This window comes from Massilia phyllostachyos (genome assembly GCF_021044825.1).
GTDB classification, from domain to species: domain Bacteria; phylum Pseudomonadota; class Gammaproteobacteria; order Burkholderiales; family Burkholderiaceae_D; genus Telluria; species Telluria phyllostachyos.
Map to the genome: position 1 here is coordinate 405,414 of NZ_JAJNOC010000001.1, position 22,324 is coordinate 427,737.

The 22,324-nt window shown below is 67.0% G+C and carries 20 protein-coding genes; 12 read left to right on the top strand and 8 right to left on the bottom strand.

From position 1 onward, the window contains the following. Positions 1-2: 2 nt before the first annotated feature. The 5 genes from hutH to hutI are packed head-to-tail and all read left to right on the top strand — an operon-like array spanning position 3 to position 5,546. The gene (gene hutH, locus LQ564_RS01690) at positions 3-1,538 is read left to right on the top strand and encodes a histidine ammonia-lyase (protein WP_231056354.1); all 1,536 of its coding nucleotides are present in this window, start codon (positions 3-5) and stop codon (positions 1,536-1,538) included. A gap of 19 nt (positions 1,539-1,557) precedes the next feature. Next, a complete protein-coding gene (hutG, locus tag LQ564_RS01695) occupies positions 1,558-2,346 on the top strand; it encodes an N-formylglutamate deformylase (protein WP_231056355.1) in 789 nt (262 codons plus the stop codon). Then, positions 2,343-3,707, top strand: a complete 1,365-nt coding sequence (locus LQ564_RS01700) for a formimidoylglutamate deiminase (protein ID WP_231056356.1) — start codon at positions 2,343-2,345, stop codon at positions 3,705-3,707. The genes hutG and LQ564_RS01700 overlap by 4 nt, the downstream gene beginning before the upstream one ends. A 26-nt stretch (positions 3,708-3,733) precedes the next feature. Further along, on the top strand, positions 3,734-4,339 hold the full coding sequence (locus tag LQ564_RS01705) for a HutD/Ves family protein (RefSeq protein WP_231056357.1): 606 nt from the start codon (positions 3,734-3,736) through the stop codon (positions 4,337-4,339). Continuing rightward, on the top strand, positions 4,332-5,546 hold the full coding sequence (gene hutI, locus LQ564_RS01710; protein ID WP_231056358.1) for an imidazolonepropionase: 1,215 nt from the start codon (positions 4,332-4,334) through the stop codon (positions 5,544-5,546). The genes LQ564_RS01705 and hutI overlap by 8 nt, the downstream gene beginning before the upstream one ends. A gap of 301 nt (positions 5,547-5,847) precedes the next feature. Here the strand turns inward: hutI and LQ564_RS01715 are convergent, their stop codons facing one another. The 4 genes from LQ564_RS01715 to LQ564_RS01730 all read right to left on the bottom strand — a co-directional run bounded on the left by LQ564_RS01715 (position 5,848) and on the right by LQ564_RS01730 (position 8,890). Continuing rightward, positions 5,848-6,336, bottom strand: a complete 489-nt coding sequence (locus LQ564_RS01715; RefSeq protein WP_231056359.1) for a GNAT family N-acetyltransferase — start codon at positions 6,334-6,336, stop codon at positions 5,848-5,850. Then, on the bottom strand, positions 6,333-7,271 hold the full coding sequence (locus LQ564_RS01720; protein ID WP_231056360.1) for a DMT family transporter: 939 nt from the start codon (positions 7,269-7,271) through the stop codon (positions 6,333-6,335). The genes LQ564_RS01715 and LQ564_RS01720 overlap by 4 nt, the downstream gene beginning before the upstream one ends. A gap of 172 nt (positions 7,272-7,443) precedes the next feature. Next, on the bottom strand, positions 7,444-7,890 hold the full coding sequence (locus LQ564_RS01725) for an Mpo1 family 2-hydroxy fatty acid dioxygenase (RefSeq protein ID WP_231056361.1): 447 nt from the start codon (positions 7,888-7,890) through the stop codon (positions 7,444-7,446). A gap of 40 nt (positions 7,891-7,930) precedes the next feature. Continuing rightward, entirely contained in the window at positions 7,931-8,890 is a 960-nt protein-coding gene (locus LQ564_RS01730; protein ID WP_231056362.1) for a LysR family transcriptional regulator, read from the bottom strand. Positions 8,891-9,021: 131 nt separating this feature from the next. Here LQ564_RS01730 and LQ564_RS01735 point away from each other — a divergent pair, with 131 nt between their 5' ends. The 6 genes from LQ564_RS01735 to LQ564_RS01760 all read left to right on the top strand — a co-directional run bounded on the left by LQ564_RS01735 (position 9,022) and on the right by LQ564_RS01760 (position 16,943). Then, positions 9,022-9,234: a hypothetical protein gene (locus LQ564_RS01735; protein ID WP_231056363.1), complete on the top strand. Its 213-nt coding sequence runs from the start codon at positions 9,022-9,024 to the stop codon at positions 9,232-9,234. Next, entirely contained in the window at positions 9,234-10,076 is an 843-nt protein-coding gene (locus tag LQ564_RS01740) for an alpha/beta hydrolase (RefSeq protein WP_231056364.1), read from the top strand. The genes LQ564_RS01735 and LQ564_RS01740 overlap by 1 nt, the downstream gene beginning before the upstream one ends. A 372-nt stretch (positions 10,077-10,448) precedes the next feature. Then, entirely contained in the window at positions 10,449-11,642 is a 1,194-nt protein-coding gene (locus LQ564_RS01745; protein WP_231056365.1) for an efflux RND transporter periplasmic adaptor subunit, read from the top strand. A 4-nt stretch (positions 11,643-11,646) separates the two neighbouring features. Continuing rightward, positions 11,647-14,841, top strand: a complete 3,195-nt coding sequence (locus LQ564_RS01750; RefSeq protein WP_231056366.1) for an efflux RND transporter permease subunit — start codon at positions 11,647-11,649, stop codon at positions 14,839-14,841. Between the two features lies 1 nt (position 14,842). Further along, positions 14,843-16,330 (top strand): efflux transporter outer membrane subunit, encoded by a 1,488-nt coding sequence (locus tag LQ564_RS01755; protein ID WP_231056367.1) that lies wholly within the window; start codon positions 14,843-14,845, stop codon positions 16,328-16,330. 85 nt (positions 16,331-16,415) lie between these two features. After that, on the top strand, positions 16,416-16,943 hold the full coding sequence (locus tag LQ564_RS01760) for a DNA-deoxyinosine glycosylase (RefSeq protein ID WP_231056368.1): 528 nt from the start codon (positions 16,416-16,418) through the stop codon (positions 16,941-16,943). Here the strand turns inward: LQ564_RS01760 and LQ564_RS01765 are convergent, their stop codons facing one another. Next, on the bottom strand, positions 16,944-18,134 hold the full coding sequence (locus LQ564_RS01765; RefSeq protein WP_231056369.1) for a tetratricopeptide repeat protein: 1,191 nt from the start codon (positions 18,132-18,134) through the stop codon (positions 16,944-16,946). Positions 18,135-18,201: 67 nt separating this feature from the next. Continuing rightward, the gene (locus LQ564_RS01770) at positions 18,202-19,059 is read right to left on the bottom strand and encodes an HDOD domain-containing protein (RefSeq protein WP_231056370.1); all 858 of its coding nucleotides are present in this window, start codon (positions 19,057-19,059) and stop codon (positions 18,202-18,204) included. A 157-nt stretch (positions 19,060-19,216) separates the two neighbouring features. On the opposite strand from LQ564_RS01770, the gene LQ564_RS01775 reads away from it, so the two are divergent. Next, positions 19,217-19,786, top strand: coding sequence for a DNA-3-methyladenine glycosylase (locus LQ564_RS01775; protein WP_231056371.1), 570 nt, complete (start codon positions 19,217-19,219; stop codon positions 19,784-19,786). 30 nt (positions 19,787-19,816) lie between these two features. On the opposite strand, the gene LQ564_RS01780 is transcribed toward LQ564_RS01775, so the two are convergent. Beyond that, positions 19,817-21,514, bottom strand: coding sequence for a methyl-accepting chemotaxis protein (locus LQ564_RS01780; RefSeq protein ID WP_231056372.1), 1,698 nt, complete (start codon positions 21,512-21,514; stop codon positions 19,817-19,819). A gap of 27 nt (positions 21,515-21,541) precedes the next feature. After that, positions 21,542-21,997 carry a cache domain-containing protein gene (locus LQ564_RS01785; RefSeq protein WP_231056373.1) on the bottom strand — a complete coding sequence of 152 codons (456 nt, stop codon included), beginning with the start codon at positions 21,995-21,997 and terminating at the stop codon, positions 21,542-21,544. Between the last annotated feature and the right edge of the window lie 327 nt (positions 21,998-22,324).

Below are 22,324 nucleotides of genomic sequence, written 5' to 3' on the forward strand. Positions count from 1 at the left end.
CCATGAACAGCATGACCCTGCAACCCGGCGCATTGACGCTGTCCGACCTGCGCGCCGTGTGGGCGGCGCCCGTTTCGATCTCGCTCGCCCCCGAGGCGTGGAAGGCGGTCGAGGAATCGGCCGCCCTGGTCCAGTCCATCGTCGCCAAGGGCGACCCGGCCTATGGCATCAACACCGGCTTCGGCATCCTGGCCAAGGCCCACATCCCGAACGACCAACTGGAGGCTCTGCAGCGCAACCTGATCCTGTCGCATGCGGTGGGCACCGGTGAACTCATCGCCGACAATATCGTCCGCTTGATCGTGCTGACCAAGATCGGCAGCCTGGCGCGCGGTTACTCGGGCGTGCGTCCGCTGATCCTCGAGACCCTGATTGCGCTGTACAACGCGGGCATCATGCCGGCGATTCCGAGCCAGGGCTCGGTCGGCGCCTCGGGCGACCTGGCGCCGCTGGCGCACATGACCCTGGCCATGCTGGGCGTGGGGCCGGTGCGCTACAAGGGCGAACTGATGGAGGCATCGGCGGCGCTGGAGGCTGCCGGCATCGCACCCGTGACCCTGGCCGCGAAAGAAGGCCTGGCCCTGATCAACGGCACCCAAGTCTCGACCGCGCTGGCCCTGCACGGCCTGTTCATGGCCGAGCGCCTGCTGGAAGCCGGCATGGTGGCGGGATCCCTGTCGGTCGACGCGGCGCGCGGCAGCGATGCGCCGTTCGACGCGCGCATCCACGCGGTGCGCGGCCAGCCGGGCCAGATCGCGGCGGCGCAGATCTACCGCGAACTGGTGAAGGGCAGCGCCATCCGCGCCTCCCACCTGGTCGGTGACGAGCGCGTGCAGGACCCGTACAGCCTGCGCTGCCAGCCGCAGGTGATGGGCGCGGCGATGGACCTGATCGCCAACGCCGGCCGCACCCTGCTGATCGAGGCGAATGCCGTCACCGACAATCCACTCCTTTTCCCGGACGACGGAGCGATCGTCTCGGGCGGTAACTTCCACGCCGAGCCAGTGGCCTTCGCCGCCGACACCCTGGCGCTGGCCATCGCCGAGATCGGCGCGTTATCGGAACGCCGCATCGCGCTGCTGATCGACGCCAACCTGTCCGGCCTGCCGGCCTTCCTGGTCAAGGAACCGGGCCTGAACTCGGGCTTCATGATCGCCCACGTCACCGCCGCCGCGCTGGCCTCGGAAAACAAGTCGCTGGCCCATCCGGCCAGCGTCGACAGCTTGCCGACCTCGGCCAACCAGGAAGACCACGTCAGCATGGCGACCTTCGCGGCGCGCCGTCTGGACCAGATGGCGCACAATACGGCGGTCATCGTCGGCATCGAGCTGCTGGCGGCGGCGCAGGGCATCGAGTTCCACCGCCCGTTGACGAGTTCGAACCACCTCGAGCACGTGCACGCCCAGCTGCGCACCAAGGTCGCGCCCTACGATGCGGACCGCTTCTTCGCGCCCGACATCGAGGCCGCGCGCAAGATGGTCGTCGAGGGCGAGCTGTCGGCGTCTTGCAAGGAACTGTTCACGGTGCTGCATCCCTAATCAACCACCAGGAGAGGACATGGATTTCCGGTTCAAGGCAGGCAGGCTTCCCATGCTCGTGTCGATGCCGCACGCGGGCACCGACATTCCGGACGAGGTGCTGGCGTCGATGTCGCCCTGTGCGGCGGCCACCGCCGACACCGACTGGCACCTGCCCGAGCTGTACGGCTTCCTGGAAGAGATGGGCGTCTCGACCATCTCCGCCCGCTGGTCGCGCTACCTGATCGACCTGAACCGGCCTCCCGAGAACACCAACCTGTATCCGGGCATGGACACCACCGGCCTGTGCCCGGTCGACACTTTTGGGCGCGAGAGCCTGTATCTCGAAGGCCGCACGCCGGATGAAGCCGAAGTAAGGCGCCGGCTCGAACGCTACTGGATGCCCTACCACGAACAGCTGCGCGCGGAACTCGACCGATTGAAACGGGAATTCGGCCGCGTGGTGCTGTGGGACGCGCATTCGATCGCATCTGTCGTGCCGCGCTTCTTCGAAGGACGCCTGCCGGACCTGAACTTCGGCACCGCCGACGGCAAATCCTGCGATCCGGGCCTGGAGCAGGCCGTGGTCGGCGTCGCACGCGCCCAGGACCGCTTCAGCATCGCCGTCAACGGCCGCTTCAAGGGCGGCCACATCACGAGAAAGTACGGCCAGCCGGCGCAGGACGTGCACGCGATCCAGCTCGAGATGTGCCAGTGCCTGTACATGAATGAAGCACCGCCGTTCGAATACCGTCCCGAGGTCGCGGGCGAGGTCCAGCCGCTGCTGAAGGACATGATCGGCGCAGCAAGCGCGTGGGTGCGCACATGAGAGCCCTGTTCGCCCGCCACGCCTTGCTGCCGGAGGGCTGGCGGCGCGACGTGCTGCTCGAATGGGATGCGCATGGCGACCTGACCCGGGTCGAGACCCAGGCCGCCGCGCCGCTGGGCGTGCCACGCGCCGAGTACGTCCTGCCGGGCATGGTGAATCTGCACTCGCACGCCTTCCAGCGCGCGCTGGGCGGCCTGACCGAAGTGGCGGGCGAGGGTCCGGACAGCTTCTGGACCTGGCGCGACCTGATGTACCGCTTCGCCGCCCGCATCACGCCGGAACAGATCGAGGCGATCGCCGCCCAGCTGTTCGCGGAGTGCCTGCGCCATGGCTACACCGCGCTGTGCGAATTCCACTACCTGCAGCGCGGGCCGGATGGCGAAACCTACGCGCGCCCCGCCGAGACGGCCGAACGGGTCGCCAGCGCCGCCCACGCCACCGGCATGGGTTTGACCCTGCTGCCCGTGCTGTACAGCCACGCCGGCTTCGGCGAGCAGCCCCTGAAACCCGAGCAGCGGCGCTTCCGCACGAGCGTCGACGATATCCTCGGCATTGTCGAGGCATTGAGCCCGCTGCGCGGCGGCCAGCTGGAGGTCGGCGCCGCGCCGCATTCGCTGCGCGCGGCCACCATCGACCAGATCCGCGAACTCGCCGCGCAGCTGCCCCAGGGCCGCCCGCTGCACATCCACATCGCCGAACAGCAGGCCGAAGTCGAGCAGAGCATCGCCAACTCGGGCCGGCGGCCGGTCGAAACCCTGTTCGACCGCTTCCATGTGGACGAGCGCTGGTGCCTGGTGCATGCGACCCATCTGAACGACGCCGAGGTGCAGGCCATCGCCCGCAGCGGCGCCGTGGCCGGCCTGTGCCCGACCACCGAAGCCAATCTCGGCGACGGCCTGTTCCCGCTGCGCGCCTTGATCGACGCGGGCGGACGCTTCGGCGTCGGCAGCGACAGCCACGTCTCGCAAAGCCCTGTGGAAGAGCTGCGCTGGCTGGAATACGGCCAGCGCCTGCTGCATCAGCGCCGCAATATCGCGTTTGTCTCCCAACAGCGCGACGTCGCCCAGTACTTGTGGCAAGCTGCCCTGCGTGGCGGCGCCCAGGCGGCAGGCCGCAAGGTCGGCAGCCTGGCGGAAGGCCTGCGCGCCGACCTGCTGGTGCTGGACCACGACCACCCGAACCTGGATGGCGTCCGCGACGAGGAAGTGCTGGGCCGCTTCCTGTTCTGCGGTAACGACAACCTGGTGCGCGACGTGCTGTGCGGCGGGCGCTGGGTGGTGCAGGCGGGGCGCCACGTGGCGCAGGATGCGATCGCGCAGCGCTACCGCGTGGCCGTGAACGAATTACGCGAGCTCAGCTAATTCAAGCTGAATGAGAGAGGCAAGCAATGACCACCCTGATCCCCTTCGCAGGACTGTCGCCGGTGCCATGGAAGAACGGCGGCGGCAGCACGACCGAAATCGCCATCGGCCCGCCGGATTCCGGCTTCGAGGATTTCGACTGGCGCGTCAGCCTGGCCACCATCGAGAAGGACGGCGCCTTTTCCCTGTTCCCCGGCGTCGACCGTACCCTGGTGCTGGTCGAGGGCCACGGCATGACGCTCGACATCGACGGCGAGCCGACCCTGGTCACGGACGCCGATCCGGTGGTCGCCTTCGACGGCAGCTCGGTCGTGCAAGCCAAGCTCGCGCGCGGCGGCAGCACCGACTTCAATGCGATGACGCGCAGCGACCGCTGCTACCACACCTTCGGCCGCCGCCGCCTGGAGGGCAACTCCACCTTTGTCGCGCGCGCCGACGTGACGGTGCTGTTCCTGGCCGAGGGCGACACCTTGGAGCTGCGCAACGAACAGGAGCGCATCGGCCTGGTGCGCTACGACGCGGTGGTGCTCGAGGGCGGCTCGACCTGGAAGCTGGAAGCGGGGCAGGGCATGGTCTACATCGTCGACGTCTGGTACCACGGCGACGAGGACGACGAGGAATTCCATGACTGAGGTCGCGGACCTCCTGTTCACCAATGTGCACCTGGCCACGATGGTGGACGGCTACGGCGAGATCGAAAACGCCGCGCTGGCCGTGCGCCACGGCCGCATCGCCTGGATCGGCCCACGCGCCGAGGCGCCGCCGGCGCGTGAAGAACACGACTGCGGCGGCGCCTGGATGACGCCCGGCCTGGTCGACTGCCACACCCACATCGTCCACGCCGGCAACCGCAGCAAGGAGTGGGAAGCGCGCCTGAACGGCGCCAGCTACGAGGACATCGCGCGCCAGGGCGGCGGCATCATGTCGACGGTGCGCGCCACCCGCGCCGCGAGCGTCGACGATCTGCTGGCGCAAAGCCTGCCGCGCGTGGCCCGGCTGCTGGCGGAAGGCGTCACCACGCTCGAGATCAAGTCCGGCTACGGCCTGGAGGCGGCGGCCGAGGAACGCATGCTGCGCGCCGCGCGCGAGGTGGCGGCGCGCCTGCCGGTGCGGGTGGCGACCACCTTCCTGGGCGCGCATGCGCTGCCGCCGGAATACGCGGGACGCCCCGACGACTACGTGGACATGCTGTGCACGCAGATGCTGCCGCGGCTTGCGAACGAGGGCCTGGTGGACGCGGTGGATGCCTTCTGCGAACGGATCGGCTTCACCCATGCGCAGACCGAACGCATGTTCGCGGCCGCGCGCCGTCTCGGCCTGCCCGTCAAGCTGCATGCCGAGCAGCTGTCGAACCAGGACGGCGCGGCGCTGGTGGCGCGCTACGGCGGCCTGTCGGCCGACCACCTCGAGCATCTGGACAGCGCCGGCATCGAGGCGATGGCGCTTGCCGGCACCGTGGCCGTGCTGCTGCCGGGCGCCTATTACTTCCTGCGCGAGACGGCCGCGCCGCCGGTCGAGGCGCTGCGCGCGGCCGGCGTGCCGATGGCGGTGGCCACCGACTGCAATCCCGGCACCTCGCCGCTGACGTCTCTGCTGCTGGCGATGAACATGGCGGCGACGCTGTGGCGCCTGACGCCGCAGGAAGCGCTGCTCGGCGCCACCATCCACGGTGCCCGCGCGCTTGGCCTGGAGGGCCAGATCGGCACCCTGGAAACGGGCAAGCTCGCGGACCTGGCGCTGTGGGACATCGCCCGCCCGGCTGACCTGGTGTATGCGATGGGCGCCAATCCCTGCCGCGCCGTGGTGAACGGCGGCATCGTGCGCGCCGTCCGGGTTTAGGTCGTACTGCGGCTGAAACGCTGCGGTTCCGCACATCGGCCGCATTCAAGAGAAGTGTTTTTGACAGGCATCAAATCGCCTACCGCGAATTGGGGAATGATGGACTGAACGCATCGCATCACACAGGGTTCGAACAGAAAAATTGGCATCGTAACAACGGTAACGAGTTGTAAAGCTTCATTGCCGCTTAAGTATCGACGCCTATAGTGAAACTGTGTGATTCACCATCTCCCCTCCCCATTGACAAAAATGGGTTCGCCCACGGCGCCTTTACGGTCCGTGGGCTTTTTCTTGTGCGCGCTTAGATACGCCGTTCCGCCAGTGCGGACAGGCTGTCGCCCGTGACACGGCAGATACGCCAGTCAGGCAAGATATCCGCGCCCATGGCCTTGTAGAACTGGATTGCCGGCTCATTCCAGTCCAACACCGACCACTCGAAACGGCCGCACTGGCGCTCGACCGCGATCTGCGCGAGGCGCTTGAGCAGCTGGGTGCCGTAGCCCTTGCCGCGGTGCGATTGGCGCACGTACAGGTCTTCCAGGTACAAGCCCTTCTTGGTGAGGAAGGTCGAGAAGTTATGGAAGAACAGCGCGAAACAGACCACTTGCCCATCCTCTTCGCCGATGATGGCTTCGCAGGACGGACGTGAGCCGAACAGGCCTTCCTGCAGCAGGGCGTCGGTGGCGACCACCATGTGCTCGAGTTTTTCGAAGACCGCCAGCTCCCTGATCATCGACAGGATATGGGTGACGTCGTGCGGCGTGGCGGGGCGGATGCTAAAAGTGCTCATGGTGTTTCGAGTGGGTTGTTGAGATTGGCGGTTTCTACTTTCTGGGCAGCGGGCGCGCGCAGGGCCCAGGCCACGCTGGCCAGGCACAGGACCATGCCGGCGAATTCGATGGGGCCGGGGCGATAGCCTTCCAGCTGGATCGACAGCAGCACCGACAGCACCGGCGTGATCACGCCGATATACACGGTCTTCTGGGCGCCGATGCGGCCGATCAGGGTGAAGTAGGCGAAGAAGGCGATCACGGAGCCGAAGATCGACAGGTAGACCAGGCCGCCCCAGTAGGTGGCGCTGGCCGGGATCACGAAGCGGTCGCCGTGCGCCAGCGACCAGATGGTCACCAGGCTCGCGCCCCACAGCATCGACCAGGCCATGGTCAGCGGCAGGTTCTCGCATTCTTCCTTGACCTTGGTGACCACGATGCTGCCGGCCGAACTGGCGATGGTGGCGGCCAGGGCCAGCACCACGCCGGCGATGAATTCCGCGCTGCCGCCGGCCTGGAATTCAAGCCAGGCGGCGCCGATCGAACGCGAGAACAGCAGCGCCACGCCGGCGATCGCCGCGACCCCGCAGCCGATGGTGCGGCGGTTGATCACGGTGCCGAAGAACAGGCTGGAGAGCAGCGGCGTCCAGAACACCATCAGCGCGAACACCACCGCCACCAGGCCCGAGACCACGTGCTGCTCGGATTCGTAGGTGCACAGGTAGGAGATGCAGAAGGTCAGCACCCCCTGCAGCGCCATCCACTTGTGCACGCGCCACGGCAGGATCAAGCGGTCGCGCTTGACCAGGCAGATCAGGAACAGCGTGGCGGCGGCCAGGAAGAAACGGTAGGCCACCGAGACGGCGGGCGGGGCCTCGCCCAGTTGCAGGGTGATGGCGAAGAAGGTCGAGCCCCAGATCAGGGCGGCGATGGTGAAGAGGGCGGAGGAGGGCATCGCGGGAGTATACGTGCTTCCTCGGTTCGCCGCACGTGACGATATACCGTTTATGTAGGGTGGGCCTGGGCGGCCCCGCGGGCCCCCGCCCACGCGTTCAAATCACGGTGATGCTGCCCGCGCGGCTATGCTATTGCTGGTTGGGCGCGTGGGCGGAGGACCGCCCGCCCTACTAGTAAGCGAAATTCAGGCGGCGGTAGAGGAAGGAAAGCACGAACAGCGGGCCAATGAGAAGAAAGCGCAAATCATCGAAGAACGACGGCTTCTTCCCTTCGATCTTGTGCCCGATGAACTGCCCGATCCACGCCACCACGAACACCGCGATCGACACCGGCAGCACCGTGAACTCCGGCATGATCGCAAGAATCCCCAGCATCACCGCGCTCATCACGCCCATCCCGACCGCGAACTGCGGCGACAGCTTGACGTAGTAGAACAGCGAAACAAGGGTGACCGCGATCGCCACCGCCGGATGGATCGCCCACAGGATCCCCAATAAACTCAGGACGATCAGCGGGATGCACACGAAGTGGATGATCTCGTTGGTGTGGTTGCGGTGGCTCTCGGCGTATTGCGCCAGCAGGATGTCGATGTTGCGCGGCTGCGAACTGGGGTTCATGGCTGTCTCCTGTGGATCTGTTGTCCTGTTCCGTCCGATTCTACACGGTCTCCGCCTGCAAATCAGCAGGCGCCGCGACCGGCCGCGGAGGCTGCAGGCGCAGGTTCGGATGCGCCGCGAACAGCTCCGATACCCACTCCACGAACACCCGCACCTTGGCCGACAGGTGGCGGTTCTGCGGGTAGACGATGTGCACCGGCAGCGGGTCGCTGCGCCACTCGGGCAGCACCGGCACCATGCGGCCGGCGGCGATGTAGCCGGTCAGGAGGTAGTCGGTCATGGTGATGATCCCCAGTCCGGCCAGCCCCGCCTGCACGTAGGCGTTGGAATCATTGAGCGCAATCGCGCCGGGCAAGGCGACCTCGATGCGTTCGCCGTCGCGGGTGAAATCCCAGTTCATGATCTTGCCGTTCTTGGCCGAGAAGTAGTTCACGCAGCGGTGGCGTTCGAGGTCGCGCGGGTGCTGCGGCATGCCGTGGCGCGCGATGTAGTCGGGCGAGGCGGCGGTCACGAAGTTGATCACGCCGACGCGGCGCGCGATCAGGTTCGGGTCGATCAGCTCTCCGCCGCGCACCGCGCAATCGACACCTTCCTCGACCAGGTCGACCGGGCGGTCGGTGCTGCCCAGTTCCATCGTGATGTCCGGGTAGCGCTCGAAGAAGGCCGGCAGGGCCGGGATCAGGATCTCGGTCGCCAGGCCCGAGGGCGTGTCGACGCGCAGCCGTCCGCTGGGGCTGAGGCGGTGGCGCGACAGCGATTCCTCGGCGTCGCGCACGTCCGACAGGATCTGCACGCAGCGCTCGTAATAGGCCGCGCCGTCCGAGGTGATCATCACCTGGCGCGTCGTGCGGTGCAGCAGCTTGACCGACAGCGTCGATTCCAGCGTCTGCACCAGGGTCGAGACGGTGGCCTTGGGCAGGTTCAGCATCTCGGCCGCCTTGGTGAAGCTGCCGCAGTCGACCACCTGGATGAATACTTCCATGGCCTGGAGTTTGTTCATGGAAAGGCTCCCAAATACATGATTGTTCGGTTTTATGAACAATCAATTCGATATTGACATCTTTATCTGATTGAAGATGATGACTATAGTGTGTGCATTGCAGCAAAAAGTAAACACATACGGAGCAGGTCATGAGCATTCGAGACGGTATCTTCACCACGGTAGCAGTCGCCCTGAGCGGGGTCGCGCTGGCAGGCCTGCTGGCGACCGACGCGTACTCGCAGGCCGCCGGCGCGGAAGCGCGCGGCCTGAAGGCGCTCTCGATGCAGGTCGAACTGGGCAGCGAAGCCTGCCTCGACGATTCGGACGGCCACCTGGCCGCCGCGCCGAAAGGGGCTGTTTGATGAGCGCGGTGCTCGACGACGTCCAGAGCACGGTCGACGTGCGCGAGCTCGAGGTCGGCGGCGCCGAAGGCCCGCTGGCGGCGCGCCTCTACCTGTCGAAGGCGCCCGGCGCGCCGGCCAAGCGCGACACCCTGGTCGTGTTCTTCCACGGCGGCGGCTTCGTCTCGGGCGACCTGCAGGAAGCCGACGAATTCCTGCGCTACCTGACCGAGTGCGACGCCAGCCGCGCCGTGCTGGCCTCGAACTACACGCTGGCCACCGTGAAGCCGTTCCCGGCCGCGGTGGAAGACGCCCATGCCGTGCTGCTGTGGGCGAACAAGCACAAGGCGAAGCTGGGCTGGTCCGGCAAGAAGCTGGTGGTGGCCGGCATCGAGGCCGGGGCCAACCTGGCGGCCGTCTGCGGCCTGATGGCGCGCGACCGCGCCGCCCCGAAGCTGGCCGGCCAGATCCTGATCATGCCGATGCTCGACCCCGGCCTGTCGACCTGCTCGATGCGCCAGATGAACGAATGCCCGGACCGCGAGCACATGACCAATGTCTGCGCCGAAGCCTACCGGGGCTACCTGCCGCATGCCGCGGACCGTGCCCACCCGTATGCCTCGCCGCTGCGCTCGACGCGCCTGAAGAACCTGCCGCCGGCCCTGATCCTGTCGGCCGAGGGCGACCCATTGTGCGACGAGGCCGAACAATACGGCGCCAAACTGATCAACTCCGGCGTGCGCACCACCGTGCGGCGCATGCCGCCCGCGCCCCTGGCGGAACCGGGCGGGCGCAACGACTGTGCCTGCAAGGTGCACGCGATGGGTGAAATCGCCACCTTCCTGGCCGCCCTGGACCGCTGAGCAGCCAGCACCGGACCACACAATCCGCTGTCTCCCGAACACCGTGCCGCGTGGCGCGGGGAGGCCCTGTTTTTCCCAAAATTCGCCGCTTCAGCAGCGTCGTGAGGGACTTCTTCAAGAAAGGTGAGCCATGAAGCATGCAACTACAGCCAGCCGGCCTGGCCACCCGCGCGCCATGCGCTGTTGACCCTGGCGCCCTGAGCGGCCCGCGCCGCTCCCCTACATCGTAACGAATTGGTCATCCACGCCACGCGCGTGGAGAGGGCCTCTTTTTTCCTCGCATCCGGATCCGTACCGGACGCGATAGGGATTGTTTTGTCTCTTAGTTTGTCACCATAAGAAAGGTTGATCATGAATAACCAACAACGACGGATGGGCACAGTCAAAACGCTCGTGGGCCTGCTGGCCGCCGCGGGCCTGGCCGGGGCGGTCCTGAACGGCTGCTCCGACGCCAACAGCAAGGATGAACCGAAGGCGGCGGCTGCGGCGCCGGCCGGGCCGCCGGTATCGGCGGCGATCGTCGTCACGAAGCCAGTCGCCGAGACCCAGGAATTCTCGGGCCGGCTGGAAGCGGTCGAGGTGGTCGAGATCCGTCCGCGCGTGAGCGGCTACATCACGGCCGTGAACTTCAAACCGGGCGCCGAAGTCAAGAAGGGCGACGTGCTGTTCGTGATCGACCCGCGTCCCTACCAGGCCGAAGCCGACCGCGCCGCCGCCGCCGCCGGCGCCGCGCGCGCCAAGGCCGACCTGGCGCGCCTGGAACTGCAGCGCGCCGAGCGCCTGCTGGCGGACAAGGCGATCGCCCAGCGCGAGTTCGACGAGCGCGCCAGCGTGCAGAAGGAACTCGACGCCGGCGCCCGCGCCGCGCAAGCCCAGTCCGAGGCCGCACGCCTGAACCTGTCGTACACCCGCATCACCGCGCCGATCGACGGCCGCGTCTCGAAAGCCGAGATCACCCTCGGCAACCTGGTCGACGGCAGCGCCGTCCTGACCTCGGTCGTGTCGACGGACCGCATCTACGCCAGCTTCGACGGCGACGAAGAAACCTACCTGCGCGTCGGCAGCCGTGTCCAGCGCGGCGCCCCGGCCACCGTGAAGGTCGGCCTGAGCAGCGAGGAAGGCTTCCCGCACGAAGGCAAGCTGGAATTCGTCGATAACCGCCTCGACGCCGACACCGGCAGCGTGCGCATGCGCGCCACCCTGGCCAATCCGGACCGCCTCCTGGTGCCGGGCCTGTTCGCCCGCGTGCAGGTCGGTAACGGTGTGGCCAGCGACGCCGTCGTCATCAACGACCGCGCGGTGGGCACCGACCAGTCCCGCAAATACGTGGTGGTGGTCGGCGCCGACAGCAAGGCCGAGTACCGTCCGGTCACCCTGGGCCCGGTGGTCGATGGCCTGCGCGTGGTGCGCAGCGGCCTGAAACCGGGCGAGAAGATCGTCGTCAACGGCCTGCAGCGCGTGCGTCCCGGCGCGCCGGTCACCGCGCAGATCGTGCCGATGGACGCCGTGGCCGCAGCGGCCGCCGCGAAAGCCGGCACGCAAGTCGCCCTGAATACGAAGGAGTAATCCCATGAACTTTTCCCGCTTCTTCGTCGACAAGCCGATCTTCGCGGTCGTGCTGTCGGTGATCGTCTTCGTGGGCGGCCTGATCTCGATCTTCAAGCTGCCGATTTCCGAGTATCCGGAAGTGGTGCCGCCGTCGGTCGTGGTGCGCGCCCAGTACCCGGGCGCGAATCCGAAGGTGATCGCCGAGACCGTGGCCGCGCCGTTGGAAGAGCAGATCAACGGCATCGAGGACATGCTCTACATGACCTCGCAGAACACCTCGGACGGCGCCCTGGCCCTGACCCTGACCTTCGCGATCGGCACCGACATCGACCGCGCCGAAAGCCAGGTGCAGAACCGGGTGCAGCGCGCGCTGCCGCGCCTGCCCGAGGAGGTGCGCCAGATCGGCGTCACCACCGTCAAGAGCTCGCCCAACCTGACCATGGTGGTCCACCTGAATTCGCCGGACGGCCGTTACGACGACCTCTACCTGCGCAACTACGCGGTGCTGAACATCAAGGACCAGCTGGCGCGCCTGAACGGCATGGGCGAAGTCCAGCTGTTCGGCTCGGGCGACTACGCGATGCGCGTCTGGCTCGATCCGCAAAAGGTCGCGGCGCGTAATCTCACCGCGGGCGACGTCGTCGCCAGCATCCGCGAGCAGAACGTGCAGGTCGCGGCCGGCGTCGTCGGCCAGGGCCCGTCCAAGGACGCCGAGTTCCAGCTGACCGTCAACACGCAGGGCCGCCTGTCGAGCGTCGAGGAGTTCGGCGACATCGTCGTGAAGGCCAATGAAGACGGCGCCGTCACGCGCCTGAAGGACGTCGCGCGCCTGGAGATGGGTTCCAGCTCCTACGCGCTGCGTTCGCTGCTGAACAACAAGTCGGCGGTCGCGATTCCGATCTTCGAGGCGCCGAACGCCAACGCGCTGCAGCTGTCGACCGACGTGCGCAACACGATGGAAGCGTTATCCAAAGACTTCCCGGAAGGCGTCGAGTACAGCATCGTGTATGACCCGACCCAGTTCGTGCGCGAGTCGATCGACTCGGTGATCAAGACCCTGCTGGAAGCCGTGGTGCTGGTCGCGCTGGTCGTGATCGTGTTCCTGCAAACCTGGCGCGCTTCGATCATCCCGCTGCTGGCGGTGCCGGTGTCGGTGGTCGGTACCTTCGCTGTGATGCTGATGTTCGGCTTCTCGATCAACACCCTGTCGCTGTTCGGCCTGGTGCTGGCGATCGGTATCGTGGTCGACGACGCCATCGTGGTGGTGGAGAACGTCGAGCGCAACATCACCAACGGCTTGTCGCCGCATGATGCGACCATCCAGGCCATGAAGGAAGTCTCGGGCCCGATCATCGCGATCGCCCTGGTGCTGTGCGCGGTGTTCGTGCCGATCGCCTTCGTCGCCGGCCTCACCGGCCAGTTCTACCGCCAGTTCGCCCTGACCATCGCGATTTCGACCGTGATCTCGGCCTTCGTGTCCTTGACGCTGGCCCCGGCCCTGTCGGCCGCGCTGCTCAAGGCCCACGATGCGCCGAAGGATGCGCTGACGCGCGGCATGGACAAGGTGTTCGGCCGCTTCTTCGCCGCCTTCAACCGCTTCTTCAGCCGTTCCTCGCACAAGTACGAGGGCGGCGTGAAGACGGTCCTGCGCCGCAAGACCGCAACGCTGGGCGTCTACCTGGCGCTGGGCGTCGCCGCCGTGTTCATGTTCAAGGTGGTGCCGCCGGGCTTCGTGCCGGCCCAGGACAAGGGTTACCTGATCGGCTTCGCCCAGCTGCCGGACGCCGCTTCGCTCGACCGTACCGATGAAGTGATCCGCAAGATGTCGAGCATCGCCAAGGAAATCCCGGGCGTCGAATCCTCGATCGCCTTCCCGGGCCTGTCGATCAACGGCTTCACCAATGCGCCGAACGCCGGCATCGTGTTCACCGGCCTGAAACCGTTCGCTGAGCGCAAGGGCCACCCGGAGCAGTCGGCCGAAGCCATCGCCGCCGAGATCAACAAGCGCATGGGCGCGGTGGAAGACGCCTTCGTGATGGTGCTGCCGCCGCCGCCGGTGAACGGCCTGGGCACCACCGGCGGCTTCAAGCTGATGCTGGAAGACCGCGGCAATCTCGGCTACGACGAACTGTATAAAGCCACGCAGGCGCTGCAGATGAAGGCCTGGGGCACCCCGCAACTGGCCGGCGTGTTCTCGAGCTACCAGATCAACGTGCCGCAGCTGTTCGCGGACGTCGACCGTGTGAAGGCCAAGCAGATGGGCGTGCCGCTGGCGACCATCTACCAGACCTTGCAGGTGAACCTCGGTTCGCTGTACGTGAACGACTTCAACCAGTTCGGCCGCACCTACCAGGTGCGCGTGCAGGCCGATGCGCAGTTCCGCTCGCAGCCCGAGCAGATCGCGCAGCTCAAGGTCCGCAACGACAAGGGCGAGATGATCCCGCTGTCGTCGCTGATGCAGGTGAAGGACAGCTATGGCCCGGACCGCGTCCAGCGCTACAACAACTACGTGGCGGCCGACATCAACGGCGGCGCGGCCCCTGGCGTCTCGTCGGGCCAGGCCCAGGCCATCATGGAGCAGCTGGCCAAGGAAACCTTGCCGAAAGGGATCGCCTATGAATGGACCGACCTGACCTACCAGGAGATCCTGGCCGGTAACACCATGATCTACGTGTTCCCGCTGTGCGTGCTGCTGGTGTTCCTGGTGCTGGCCGCCCAGTATGAAAGCTGGACCCTGCCGCTGGCGGTGATCCTGATCGTGCCGATGTCGATCCTGTGCGCCCTCATCGGCGTCAAGCTCTCGGGTGGCGACAACAACATCTTCACCCAGATCGCGCTGTTCGTGCTGGTGGGGCTGGCCTCGAAGAACGCGATCCTGATCGTGGAATTCGCCCGTGAACTGGAAGACCACGGCCGCAGCATCCTCGACGCCGCGCTGGAAGCTTCCCGTCTGCGCCTGCGTCCGATCCTGATGACGTCGATCGCCTTCATCATGGGTGTGGTGCCACTGGTGTTCTCGGCCGGCGCCGGCGCCGAGATGCGCCACGCGATGGGTGTGGCGGTGTTCGCCGGCATGCTGGGCGTGACCTTCTTCGGCCTGTTCCTGACGCCGCTGTTCTACGTCCTGCTGCGCACGTTCGCCAAGCGTTTCGAGAAAAAAGCCCCGGCCGCCGCTGGTAATAACACGAGCGCACCGAGCCTGGAAGGAGTGCATTGAGATGAAAAGCATGATCGCAAAGGGCGTGGCCCCGCTGTTGGCAGCATTGCTGCTGACGGCTTGCGCCACCCCCGAATTCAAGCAGCCGGCGGTGGAAACGCCGACCGCCTTCCGTGAATCGCAAGTGCCGACCACCGTGGTGGAAGGCGTCGACGGCACGCGCTGGAAACCGGCGCAGCCGGCCGAAGCCCAGCCGCGCGGCCAGTGGTGGCTCATCTTCAACGACCCGGCGCTGACCGCGCTGGTCGATGAAGCGAGCGCCAACAACGCGAACCTAGCGGTGGCCGCCGCCCGCGTGAAGCAGGCGAGGGCGATCGCCGGCATCGCGCAGGCCGACCGCGTGCCCCAGATCGGCGTCGGCATCGGCGCGCAGCGTGCCCGGCCCTCGGCGCTGGAATCCGGCCTGCCGCAGGGCACGCCGATGCAGCCGGTGACCAGCTACTCGGCCCAACTGAGCGCCAGCTACGAGGTCGACCTGTTCGGCCGCGTGGCCGCCAATGTGGCGGCGGCGCGCGGCGATGCGGCGACGTCGGAGGCCAACTTCCGCTCGGTGCTGCTGGCCCTGCAGGCCGATGTGGCCCAGACCTACTTCCGGCTGCGCGCGCTGGACGCCGAACTCGACACCGTGGAACGCACGGTGCGGCTGCGCGAGGAAAGCGTCAACGTCAACCAGCGCCGCTTCGACCTGGGCGACATCGGCGAATTCGACCTGTCGCGCGCTAGAACCGAGCTGGCCACCGCCCGCGCCGAGGCCATCGGCCTGCAGCGCGAGCGCGCCAATGCCGAACACGCGCTGGCGGTCCTGCTGGGCAAGCCGGCGTCGAACTACGTCGCCGGCCGCAGCCCGCTGCTGGACGCGACCGCGCTGCCGACCATTCCAGCCGGCCTGCCGTCCTCGCTGCTGGAGCGCCGCCCCGACATCGTCGCCGCCCAGCGTGCGATGGAAGCCTCGAACGCCCGCATCGGCGTGGCGCGCGGCGCCATGTTCCCGGCGCTGACCATCAGCGCGGCCGGCGGCGGCGTGGGCGGCGCGTTCTCGGACGTGTTCCGCTGGAGCAGCCGTTCGTGGGTGCTGGGTCTCTTGACCTCGATGCCGATCATCGACGGCGGCCGTAACCGCGCCAACGTCGAGCGCAGCGAAGCGGTGCTGGAAGAATCGGTTGGGACCTACCGCCAGAGCGTGCTCACGGCCTTTGCCGAAGTCGAGGACAACCTGGCCGGCCTGCGCATCCTGTCCGGCCAGGCCGGCGAGATCGACGCCGCCCTGGTCTCGGCGCGCCGCTCGGCCGACCTCGCGCAGAAGCTGTACGACGCCGGCCGCTCCAGCTACCTGGAACTGCTGGATGCGCAGCGCAACCTGGCGACCGTCGAACGCACCGCGGTCCAGCTGCGCGGCAACCGCGCGGTGACCACCGTGGCCCTGGTCCGCGCGCTCGGCGGCGGCTGGGATGCCGGTCGCATCGACGGCCAGGCCGTGGCGCAGAACTAAGCTTTACCTCTCCAGGCGTTGTTTTGCCCTTTGCGGCGGGTGCGCGAGTACCCGCCGTTTTTTTCGTCCCGCTACAATCGTGGCCATGGCGACTTCTTTCCCGACTCTCACCGGCCTCGCGCCGGTCATCGCGTTTGATACCCGCGTCCTCGTTCTCGGCAGCTTCCCCGGCGCCGCTTCACTGGCGGCCGGCAAATACTACGCGCACCCGCGCAACCAGTTCTGGCCATTGATTTCGGCAGTGGTCGGGGAAGACCTGGCGGCGCTGCCCTACGAGGAGCGGCTACCCCGACTGCTGGCGCGCGGCTTTGGCCTGTGGGACGTGCTGGCCGGCTGCGAACGCGAAGGCAGCCTCGATTCCGCGATTCGCAAACCGGCCGCCAACGATTTCGAACGCTTGAAGACCCTGTGTCCGCAGCTGGAAACGGTGGGCTTCAACGGCCAGGCATCGGGCAAGTTCGCGCCGCAGTTTGCGCAGGCCGGCTACCGCACCGTGGTGCTGCCGTCGAGCTCACCCGCGCACATGGCGATGAGCTTCGAGCAGAAACTGGCGGTATGGCGCGGATTGGCGCAAGAGCCGGATGCGCCTGTCGTCCAGCCGGCCCTGTTCTGATCACTGGTAGCGGCTCTGCTCGACACCCCGCCGCGCATCCATGCTGATCTGCCTGAGATACGCCAGCTTCGCCGAATACTGCTCCCTCACCTCGCGCCGCGTGCTGTGCTCGACGGCCAGCGCCAGCTGCTCGCGCGCGTCGCCCACCTCACCCATGCGCGCATACGCGATCCCCAGCCAGAAGCGGAACTCGTCATTGAACGGCGCCCTCCTGATCTCGCGCTCGAACAGCGACTTCGCCTTGCCCGGCTCGCCGCCCTGCAGCGCCAGCATGCCCTGGTCGAAGTAGTAGTAGGGCGGCACCGGCTCGATGCCGTTGATGCGGGTGGCAAGCGCCAGCGCTTCGTCGCGCTTGCCCAGTTCGAGCAGCACCGGATGCAGATTGCGCATCACCAGCACGTTCTCCGGCTCGCGCGCCATCGCCGAGCGGTAGGTCTGCTCGGCGATGGCGAGGTCGCCGTGGCGCGCGTAGATGACGCCGAGGGTGTTGAGGACGGTGACGTTCTTGGGCCGCGCCTGCACCGCGGCGCGCGCCCACCAGTAGGCGTCGTCGAGGCGCCCGTGCACCAGCATCTCGGCGGCGCGGTTATTGGCGTACAAGGCGACGATGTCCTGTTCCTCGATCACGCGCGAGCGCAGGCGCGCGGCGGCGTCGCTCGGGATGAAGTCGACCAGCAGCTGCATCTCGCTGCCCGGCGAATGCACGTTCGGCATGCGGCGGTCGCTGAGCAGGATGTTGACGTGCGAGCTGGCCAGGAACAGGCCGGCCTCGCGACTCCAGGTGTTCTGGGCGTCGATGTTCTGGTACTGCACCGGCATGCCGAGGGCCTTGGCGAAGGCCGCCGTCATGATCACGAGCGAGAGGCAGTTGCCGGTGCGGTCGGCGTAGGTTTCGGATGCGGTGCGGGTCTTGCTGGATTCGTATTCGAGCTGCAGGTCGGACTTGCGGTACAGGGCCTCGACCAGGCCGTGGCGCTCGCCGCGTTCGCGCAGGATGGAAGCGAACCTGGAACTGTTCAGGTAAGCCTGCATGGCCGGGCTGAGGTCGAACAGGGTGTCGGTACGGACCGGCTCCGAGGGCGGTGCGAAGGTCGCGTCGGCGAAGACCGGCGGGGGAGGTTCGACGGGCGGCTGGACGCTGGCGCAGCCGGCCAGCAGGGACAGCGACAGCAGGACCGCAAGGCGCTTCATGTCTTCCTCCGTATTGACAACTTATGGAGGAAGTATCGGCCTGCGCGGCAGGCTTGTCAAAGCATGCTTACTCGGTGTGGAAGGCTTCCACCAGCTCGTCCAGCAGCTCGCCGGTTTCCTCGCTTGATAAGCCGAGGTAGGCGCAGGCGGCGGCGCCGCCCTTGGCCCATTCCAGTGACTCGCCATGGCCTTGGTAGCGGCAGATCGCGCTCTCGGCCAGCACCGACAGCGCCACCAGCGAGCGCACCGCGCCGGAGGTGGCGGGGTCGTCGAGGACGGCGAAGTCGTGGTGGTGCAGGATGGCCCAGCCGACGTCGCCGGACAGGCCCCAGTTGCGCGCCAGCAGGCAGCCGACCGCGGCGTGCGAGGTCGAATGGCGCTCGTCTTCCAGCGCCGTGAACGGTCGGTCGGTTTCCAGCGAGGCGTCGGCGTAGGTGCGGGCGTAGTCGGCGAAGCGTTCGATCAGGAGCGGCACGCCGGTATCGCAGAACAGGCCGAAGGTGTGGGCCACGTCGGCTTCGCCGATGCGCAGGCGGCGCGACAGGAACACCATGGCCTGGGCGCGGCGGGTCGAGATGTCCCAGAAGCTGGCCAGGCTGGCGCTGTTGGCCGGAATCGCCTGGCGCGCCAGCAGCCCGGTCATCAGGGCCGCGACCTGGTTAATCCCCAGGAACAGGATCGCCTGCTCGATCGACTTGGCCTTGCGGCGGCCGCCGTAGATCGCGGAATTCGCCAGCTTCAGCAGGGCGCCGGACATGCCGACGTCGCTCGCCACGATCTTGCCGATGGCTTCCGGCGACGGATCTTCCGACGCCAGCTCGCGCTGCATGTCGGCCAGCAGGCTCGGACGCGGCGGGATGCGGATCGACTTGATCAGGGCGTCGACCTGGTCGAGATGCGGAAGAGGATCGGCGACGGTATTCATGGGCGCGGGAGCAGAAGGACTGCGGGAGGGAAGCGGACGACCTTGCCACTATACCCCAGGCCGATATTTCTTGCACTTGGGCAATGCTCATTTGTGTCAATTTCACCAAAGAGACAGCGCTGCGACACCGTTTTAATGGCGGAATTACAATCCACACATGGCTATTTCGACAATTGCAGGAATCGACTTCACGGCGCCGGCGGAGACCGTGGCGCGCCAGCTGATCGGGGTAACGGTGCTGGTGGACGGCGTCGGCGGCCGGATCGTCGAGACCGAAGCCTACGACCGCGAAGACCCGGCCTCGCACGCATTTTCCGGGCCGACCGAGCGCAATGCGTCGATGTTCGGGCCGCCGGCCCATGCCTATGTCTACCGCTCCTACGGCATCCACTGGTGCCTGAATTTCGTCTGCCGCGAGGCGGGGCACGGGGCCGGGGTCCTGATCCGCGCGCTCGAGCCGACCGTGGGGCTGGACACGATGCGGGTGCGGCGCGATGCCGACGGCGAGTGGCTGCTGTGCTCGGGGCCGGGCAAATTGTGCCAGGCGCTGGGGGTGACGCGGGCGCTCAATGGCCAGCCGATTTCCCTGCCGCCGTTCGAATTGGCGCCGGCGCCGCCGGGGCTCGAGGTGGTGACCGGGCCGCGCATCGGGATATCGAAGGCGATGGATGTGCCGTGGAGGTTCGGGCTGGCCGGGTCGCGTTTCGTCAGCCGGCCGTTCAGGTAGCATCCACCGTTAACGGTCTGACGGGTAACACTACGCTTGACGCCGTTGTGGTGCGGCGGAAGGCAGGGCGGGGATGGGCCGCCCGCGCATCGGGCTCCCATCCGCGCGGCGTTCCTGCAGGCCGTGGAAGCCTTCCGTATCCGCTTCCTCTTCCTCCTCGATCGCCACCGCCGGCGCCCCATCCGCCAGCTTGAAGATCGACACCGCCTTCGCCAGCGTCACGGTTTGCTCGTGCAGGCTTTCCGCCGCCGCCGCGGCCTGTTCGACCAGGGCCGCGTTCTGCTGGGTCATGCCGTCCATCTGGCCGACCGCCTTGTTCACTTCGGCGATGCCGTCGGCCTGTTCGGTGCTGGCCACGCTGATGCGGCCGATGATGTCGTTCACCTGGCGCACCGAGGCGACGATGTCGCCCATGCTGCCGCCGGCTTCGCTCACCGAGGCGCTGCCGTCCTCGATGATCTTCACCGAGTCGGCGATCAGGGCCTTGATCTCGCGCGCGGCCGCGGCCGAGCGCTGGGCCAGGGTGCGCACCTCGGCGGCGACCACGGCGAAGCCGCGCCCCTGTTCGCCGGCGCGCGCCGCTTCCACTGCGGCGTTCAGGGCCAGCAGGTTGGTCTGGAAGGAGATGCCGTCGATGACGCCGGTGATCTCGACGATCTTGCGCGAACTGGCCTGGATCGATTCCATCGTCGCCACCGCGCGCTCCACGGCGTTGCCGCCGTTGGCCGCCAGCTGCGCCGCCTCGGCGGCCAGGTTCGAGGCAAGGCGCGCGTTGTCGGCGTTGTGCTTGACCGCGGTGGTCAGTTCTTCCATGGTGCTGGCGGTCTGCTCGAGCGAGCCGGCCTGCATCTCGGTGCGGGTCGACAGGTCGAGGTTGCCGCTGGCGATCTCCTTCGAGGCGGTGTCGATCGACTGGACCGCCTTCATGATGCTGCGCAGGGCGCCGTCCAGGCGCGAGATCGAGTGGTCGAGCGCGCGCGCGGTGTCGGCGATCTCGTCGCGTCCGGCGCCCGCCGTGCTCGAGGTGCGCAGCTGGCCCTCGGCCAGGTCGCCGACCACCGTGGCGATCGACCGGATATCGGCCAGCATGGCGCGCCGCACCAGCATCGTCACCACCAGGGAAAGGCCGATCGACAGCAGCACCAGGGCCGCCATGCTGATGCCGAGCGTGCGGAATTCGGCCTTGGCGGCGGTGTAGGCTTCCACGCTCAGCTTCTTCTCCAGCGCGGCGAGGCGCTGCAGTTCGGTGTCGAGCGCGACGAACTGCTTCTCGGCCTTCTGCATCGAGTTGGTGGCGATCGACTGGTCGACCTGGGCCAGTTCGATGGTCTCTCCGACCAGCTTGCGGTAGGCCGCCAATGCGGTCAGCGAGTTGTCCAGCGGCGTGCGTTCCTCCAGCGCCGCCGCCTTCTTGAGATCGCCGAGCTCGTCGCCGATCTGCGCATGCTTCTTGTGGATGTCCGCGGTCAGGGCCGCCAGGCGGCTCTGGGCGAAGCTGCCGTTGACCCAGGCCAGCAGCTGGTAGATGTTGGCGTGCGCGAAGCGCGCGTCGCCGGCGACGTCGGCCACCGCCTGCAGGCGCGCGGCGCGCACCTGCACCATGTGCTCGAGCGAGGCGTTCTGGCGCACCATGCCGTAGTAGGCGGCTGCCGACAGCATGGTCAACAGCACCAGCACCAGTCCCGGGGCCAGCAGGAGTTTGGGCCCGATCCGCAATTTGTTCAGCATGCTCGACTCCGGGAAGGTGGAAGGATCTTACTTCTTGTAGATGCCGGCTTCCAGCACCACGTCGTCGACCCGCTGGATGTAGGTGGTCTTCGGCTCGATCTTGCCGCTGCTCGGGTTCTTGTACTGGTAGTCCACCCAGCCCTTGCCCTTGGCGGCGGCGAGGTCGATGATCTCGCGGCGGTACTTCTTGCCGTTGGCGTCGGGGACGTCGGTCAGGTCCTTGCCGACGATCGAGGGGTTGATCGGATGCGCCAGCACGATGCCGGTCTTCAGGTCGCGCATGTCGATGTAGAGTTCGCCCTGGACGTAGTCGGCATCCTTGGCGTTGATCTTCTTCATCATCTCGTCCTTGCCCTTGGCCTTGACCAGGGCGACGCCGCGTTCGACCATGGCGATGGCGTCCTTCTCGGTCGGGCCGTTGGCCAGGGCAGGCGTGGCGGCCAGGACGAGGCAGAGGGCGGCGGTGGTGGCGATCAGCTTCATGGTGTACTCCTCGGGTTAGTGTTCTTGGGCCAATATTTCTGAAGTGCATTGGCAAATGTACCGGGGTGGAAGGCGTGAAGATTGCGCTGGCGCAATCGCAAGAAGAACATATGGTCGGAACGTTGTGCATTGGTGTCAGCCGGTGCCGCCACTCGAAATAAGGATGTTGCTGACCAGCCTTTGACCCGTTTTGCGTATTTATTGCTTTAACTCCTTGAGCCGGGCTCGTGTGATTGATAGGCGGCAATTCGCGAGTATTTCCGAAACGTAAGATGAATTCCTTCCGGCAATGCCCAATCGGGCATCGTGCCGGCCTTTCATCATCGT

Coding starts and splice junctions, on each gene's coding strand:
- hutH (WP_231056354.1), top strand. CDS start 3: ATGAACAGCATGACCCTGCAACCCGGCGCATTGACGCTGTCCGACCTG.
- hutG (WP_231056355.1), top strand. CDS start 1,558: ATGGATTTCCGGTTCAAGGCAGGCAGGCTTCCCATGCTCGTGTCGATG.
- LQ564_RS01700 (WP_231056356.1), top strand. CDS start 2,343: ATGAGAGCCCTGTTCGCCCGCCACGCCTTGCTGCCGGAGGGCTGGCGG.
- LQ564_RS01705 (WP_231056357.1), top strand. CDS start 3,734: ATGACCACCCTGATCCCCTTCGCAGGACTGTCGCCGGTGCCATGGAAG.
- hutI (WP_231056358.1), top strand. CDS start 4,332: ATGACTGAGGTCGCGGACCTCCTGTTCACCAATGTGCACCTGGCCACG.
- LQ564_RS01715 (WP_231056359.1), bottom strand. CDS start 6,336: ATGAGCACTTTTAGCATCCGCCCCGCCACGCCGCACGACGTCACCCAT.
- LQ564_RS01720 (WP_231056360.1), bottom strand. CDS start 7,271: ATGCCCTCCTCCGCCCTCTTCACCATCGCCGCCCTGATCTGGGGCTCG.
- LQ564_RS01725 (WP_231056361.1), bottom strand. CDS start 7,890: ATGAACCCCAGTTCGCAGCCGCGCAACATCGACATCCTGCTGGCGCAA.
- LQ564_RS01730 (WP_231056362.1), bottom strand. CDS start 8,890: ATGAACAAACTCCAGGCCATGGAAGTATTCATCCAGGTGGTCGACTGC.
- LQ564_RS01735 (WP_231056363.1), top strand. CDS start 9,022: ATGAGCATTCGAGACGGTATCTTCACCACGGTAGCAGTCGCCCTGAGC.
- LQ564_RS01740 (WP_231056364.1), top strand. CDS start 9,234: ATGAGCGCGGTGCTCGACGACGTCCAGAGCACGGTCGACGTGCGCGAG.
- LQ564_RS01745 (WP_231056365.1), top strand. CDS start 10,449: ATGGGCACAGTCAAAACGCTCGTGGGCCTGCTGGCCGCCGCGGGCCTG.
- LQ564_RS01750 (WP_231056366.1), top strand. CDS start 11,647: ATGAACTTTTCCCGCTTCTTCGTCGACAAGCCGATCTTCGCGGTCGTG.
- LQ564_RS01755 (WP_231056367.1), top strand. CDS start 14,843: ATGAAAAGCATGATCGCAAAGGGCGTGGCCCCGCTGTTGGCAGCATTG.
- LQ564_RS01760 (WP_231056368.1), top strand. CDS start 16,416: ATGGCGACTTCTTTCCCGACTCTCACCGGCCTCGCGCCGGTCATCGCG.
- LQ564_RS01765 (WP_231056369.1), bottom strand. CDS start 18,134: ATGAAGCGCCTTGCGGTCCTGCTGTCGCTGTCCCTGCTGGCCGGCTGC.
- LQ564_RS01770 (WP_231056370.1), bottom strand. CDS start 19,059: ATGAATACCGTCGCCGATCCTCTTCCGCATCTCGACCAGGTCGACGCC.
- LQ564_RS01775 (WP_231056371.1), top strand. CDS start 19,217: ATGGCTATTTCGACAATTGCAGGAATCGACTTCACGGCGCCGGCGGAG.
- LQ564_RS01780 (WP_231056372.1), bottom strand. CDS start 21,514: ATGCTGAACAAATTGCGGATCGGGCCCAAACTCCTGCTGGCCCCGGGA.
- LQ564_RS01785 (WP_231056373.1), bottom strand. CDS start 21,997: ATGAAGCTGATCGCCACCACCGCCGCCCTCTGCCTCGTCCTGGCCGCC.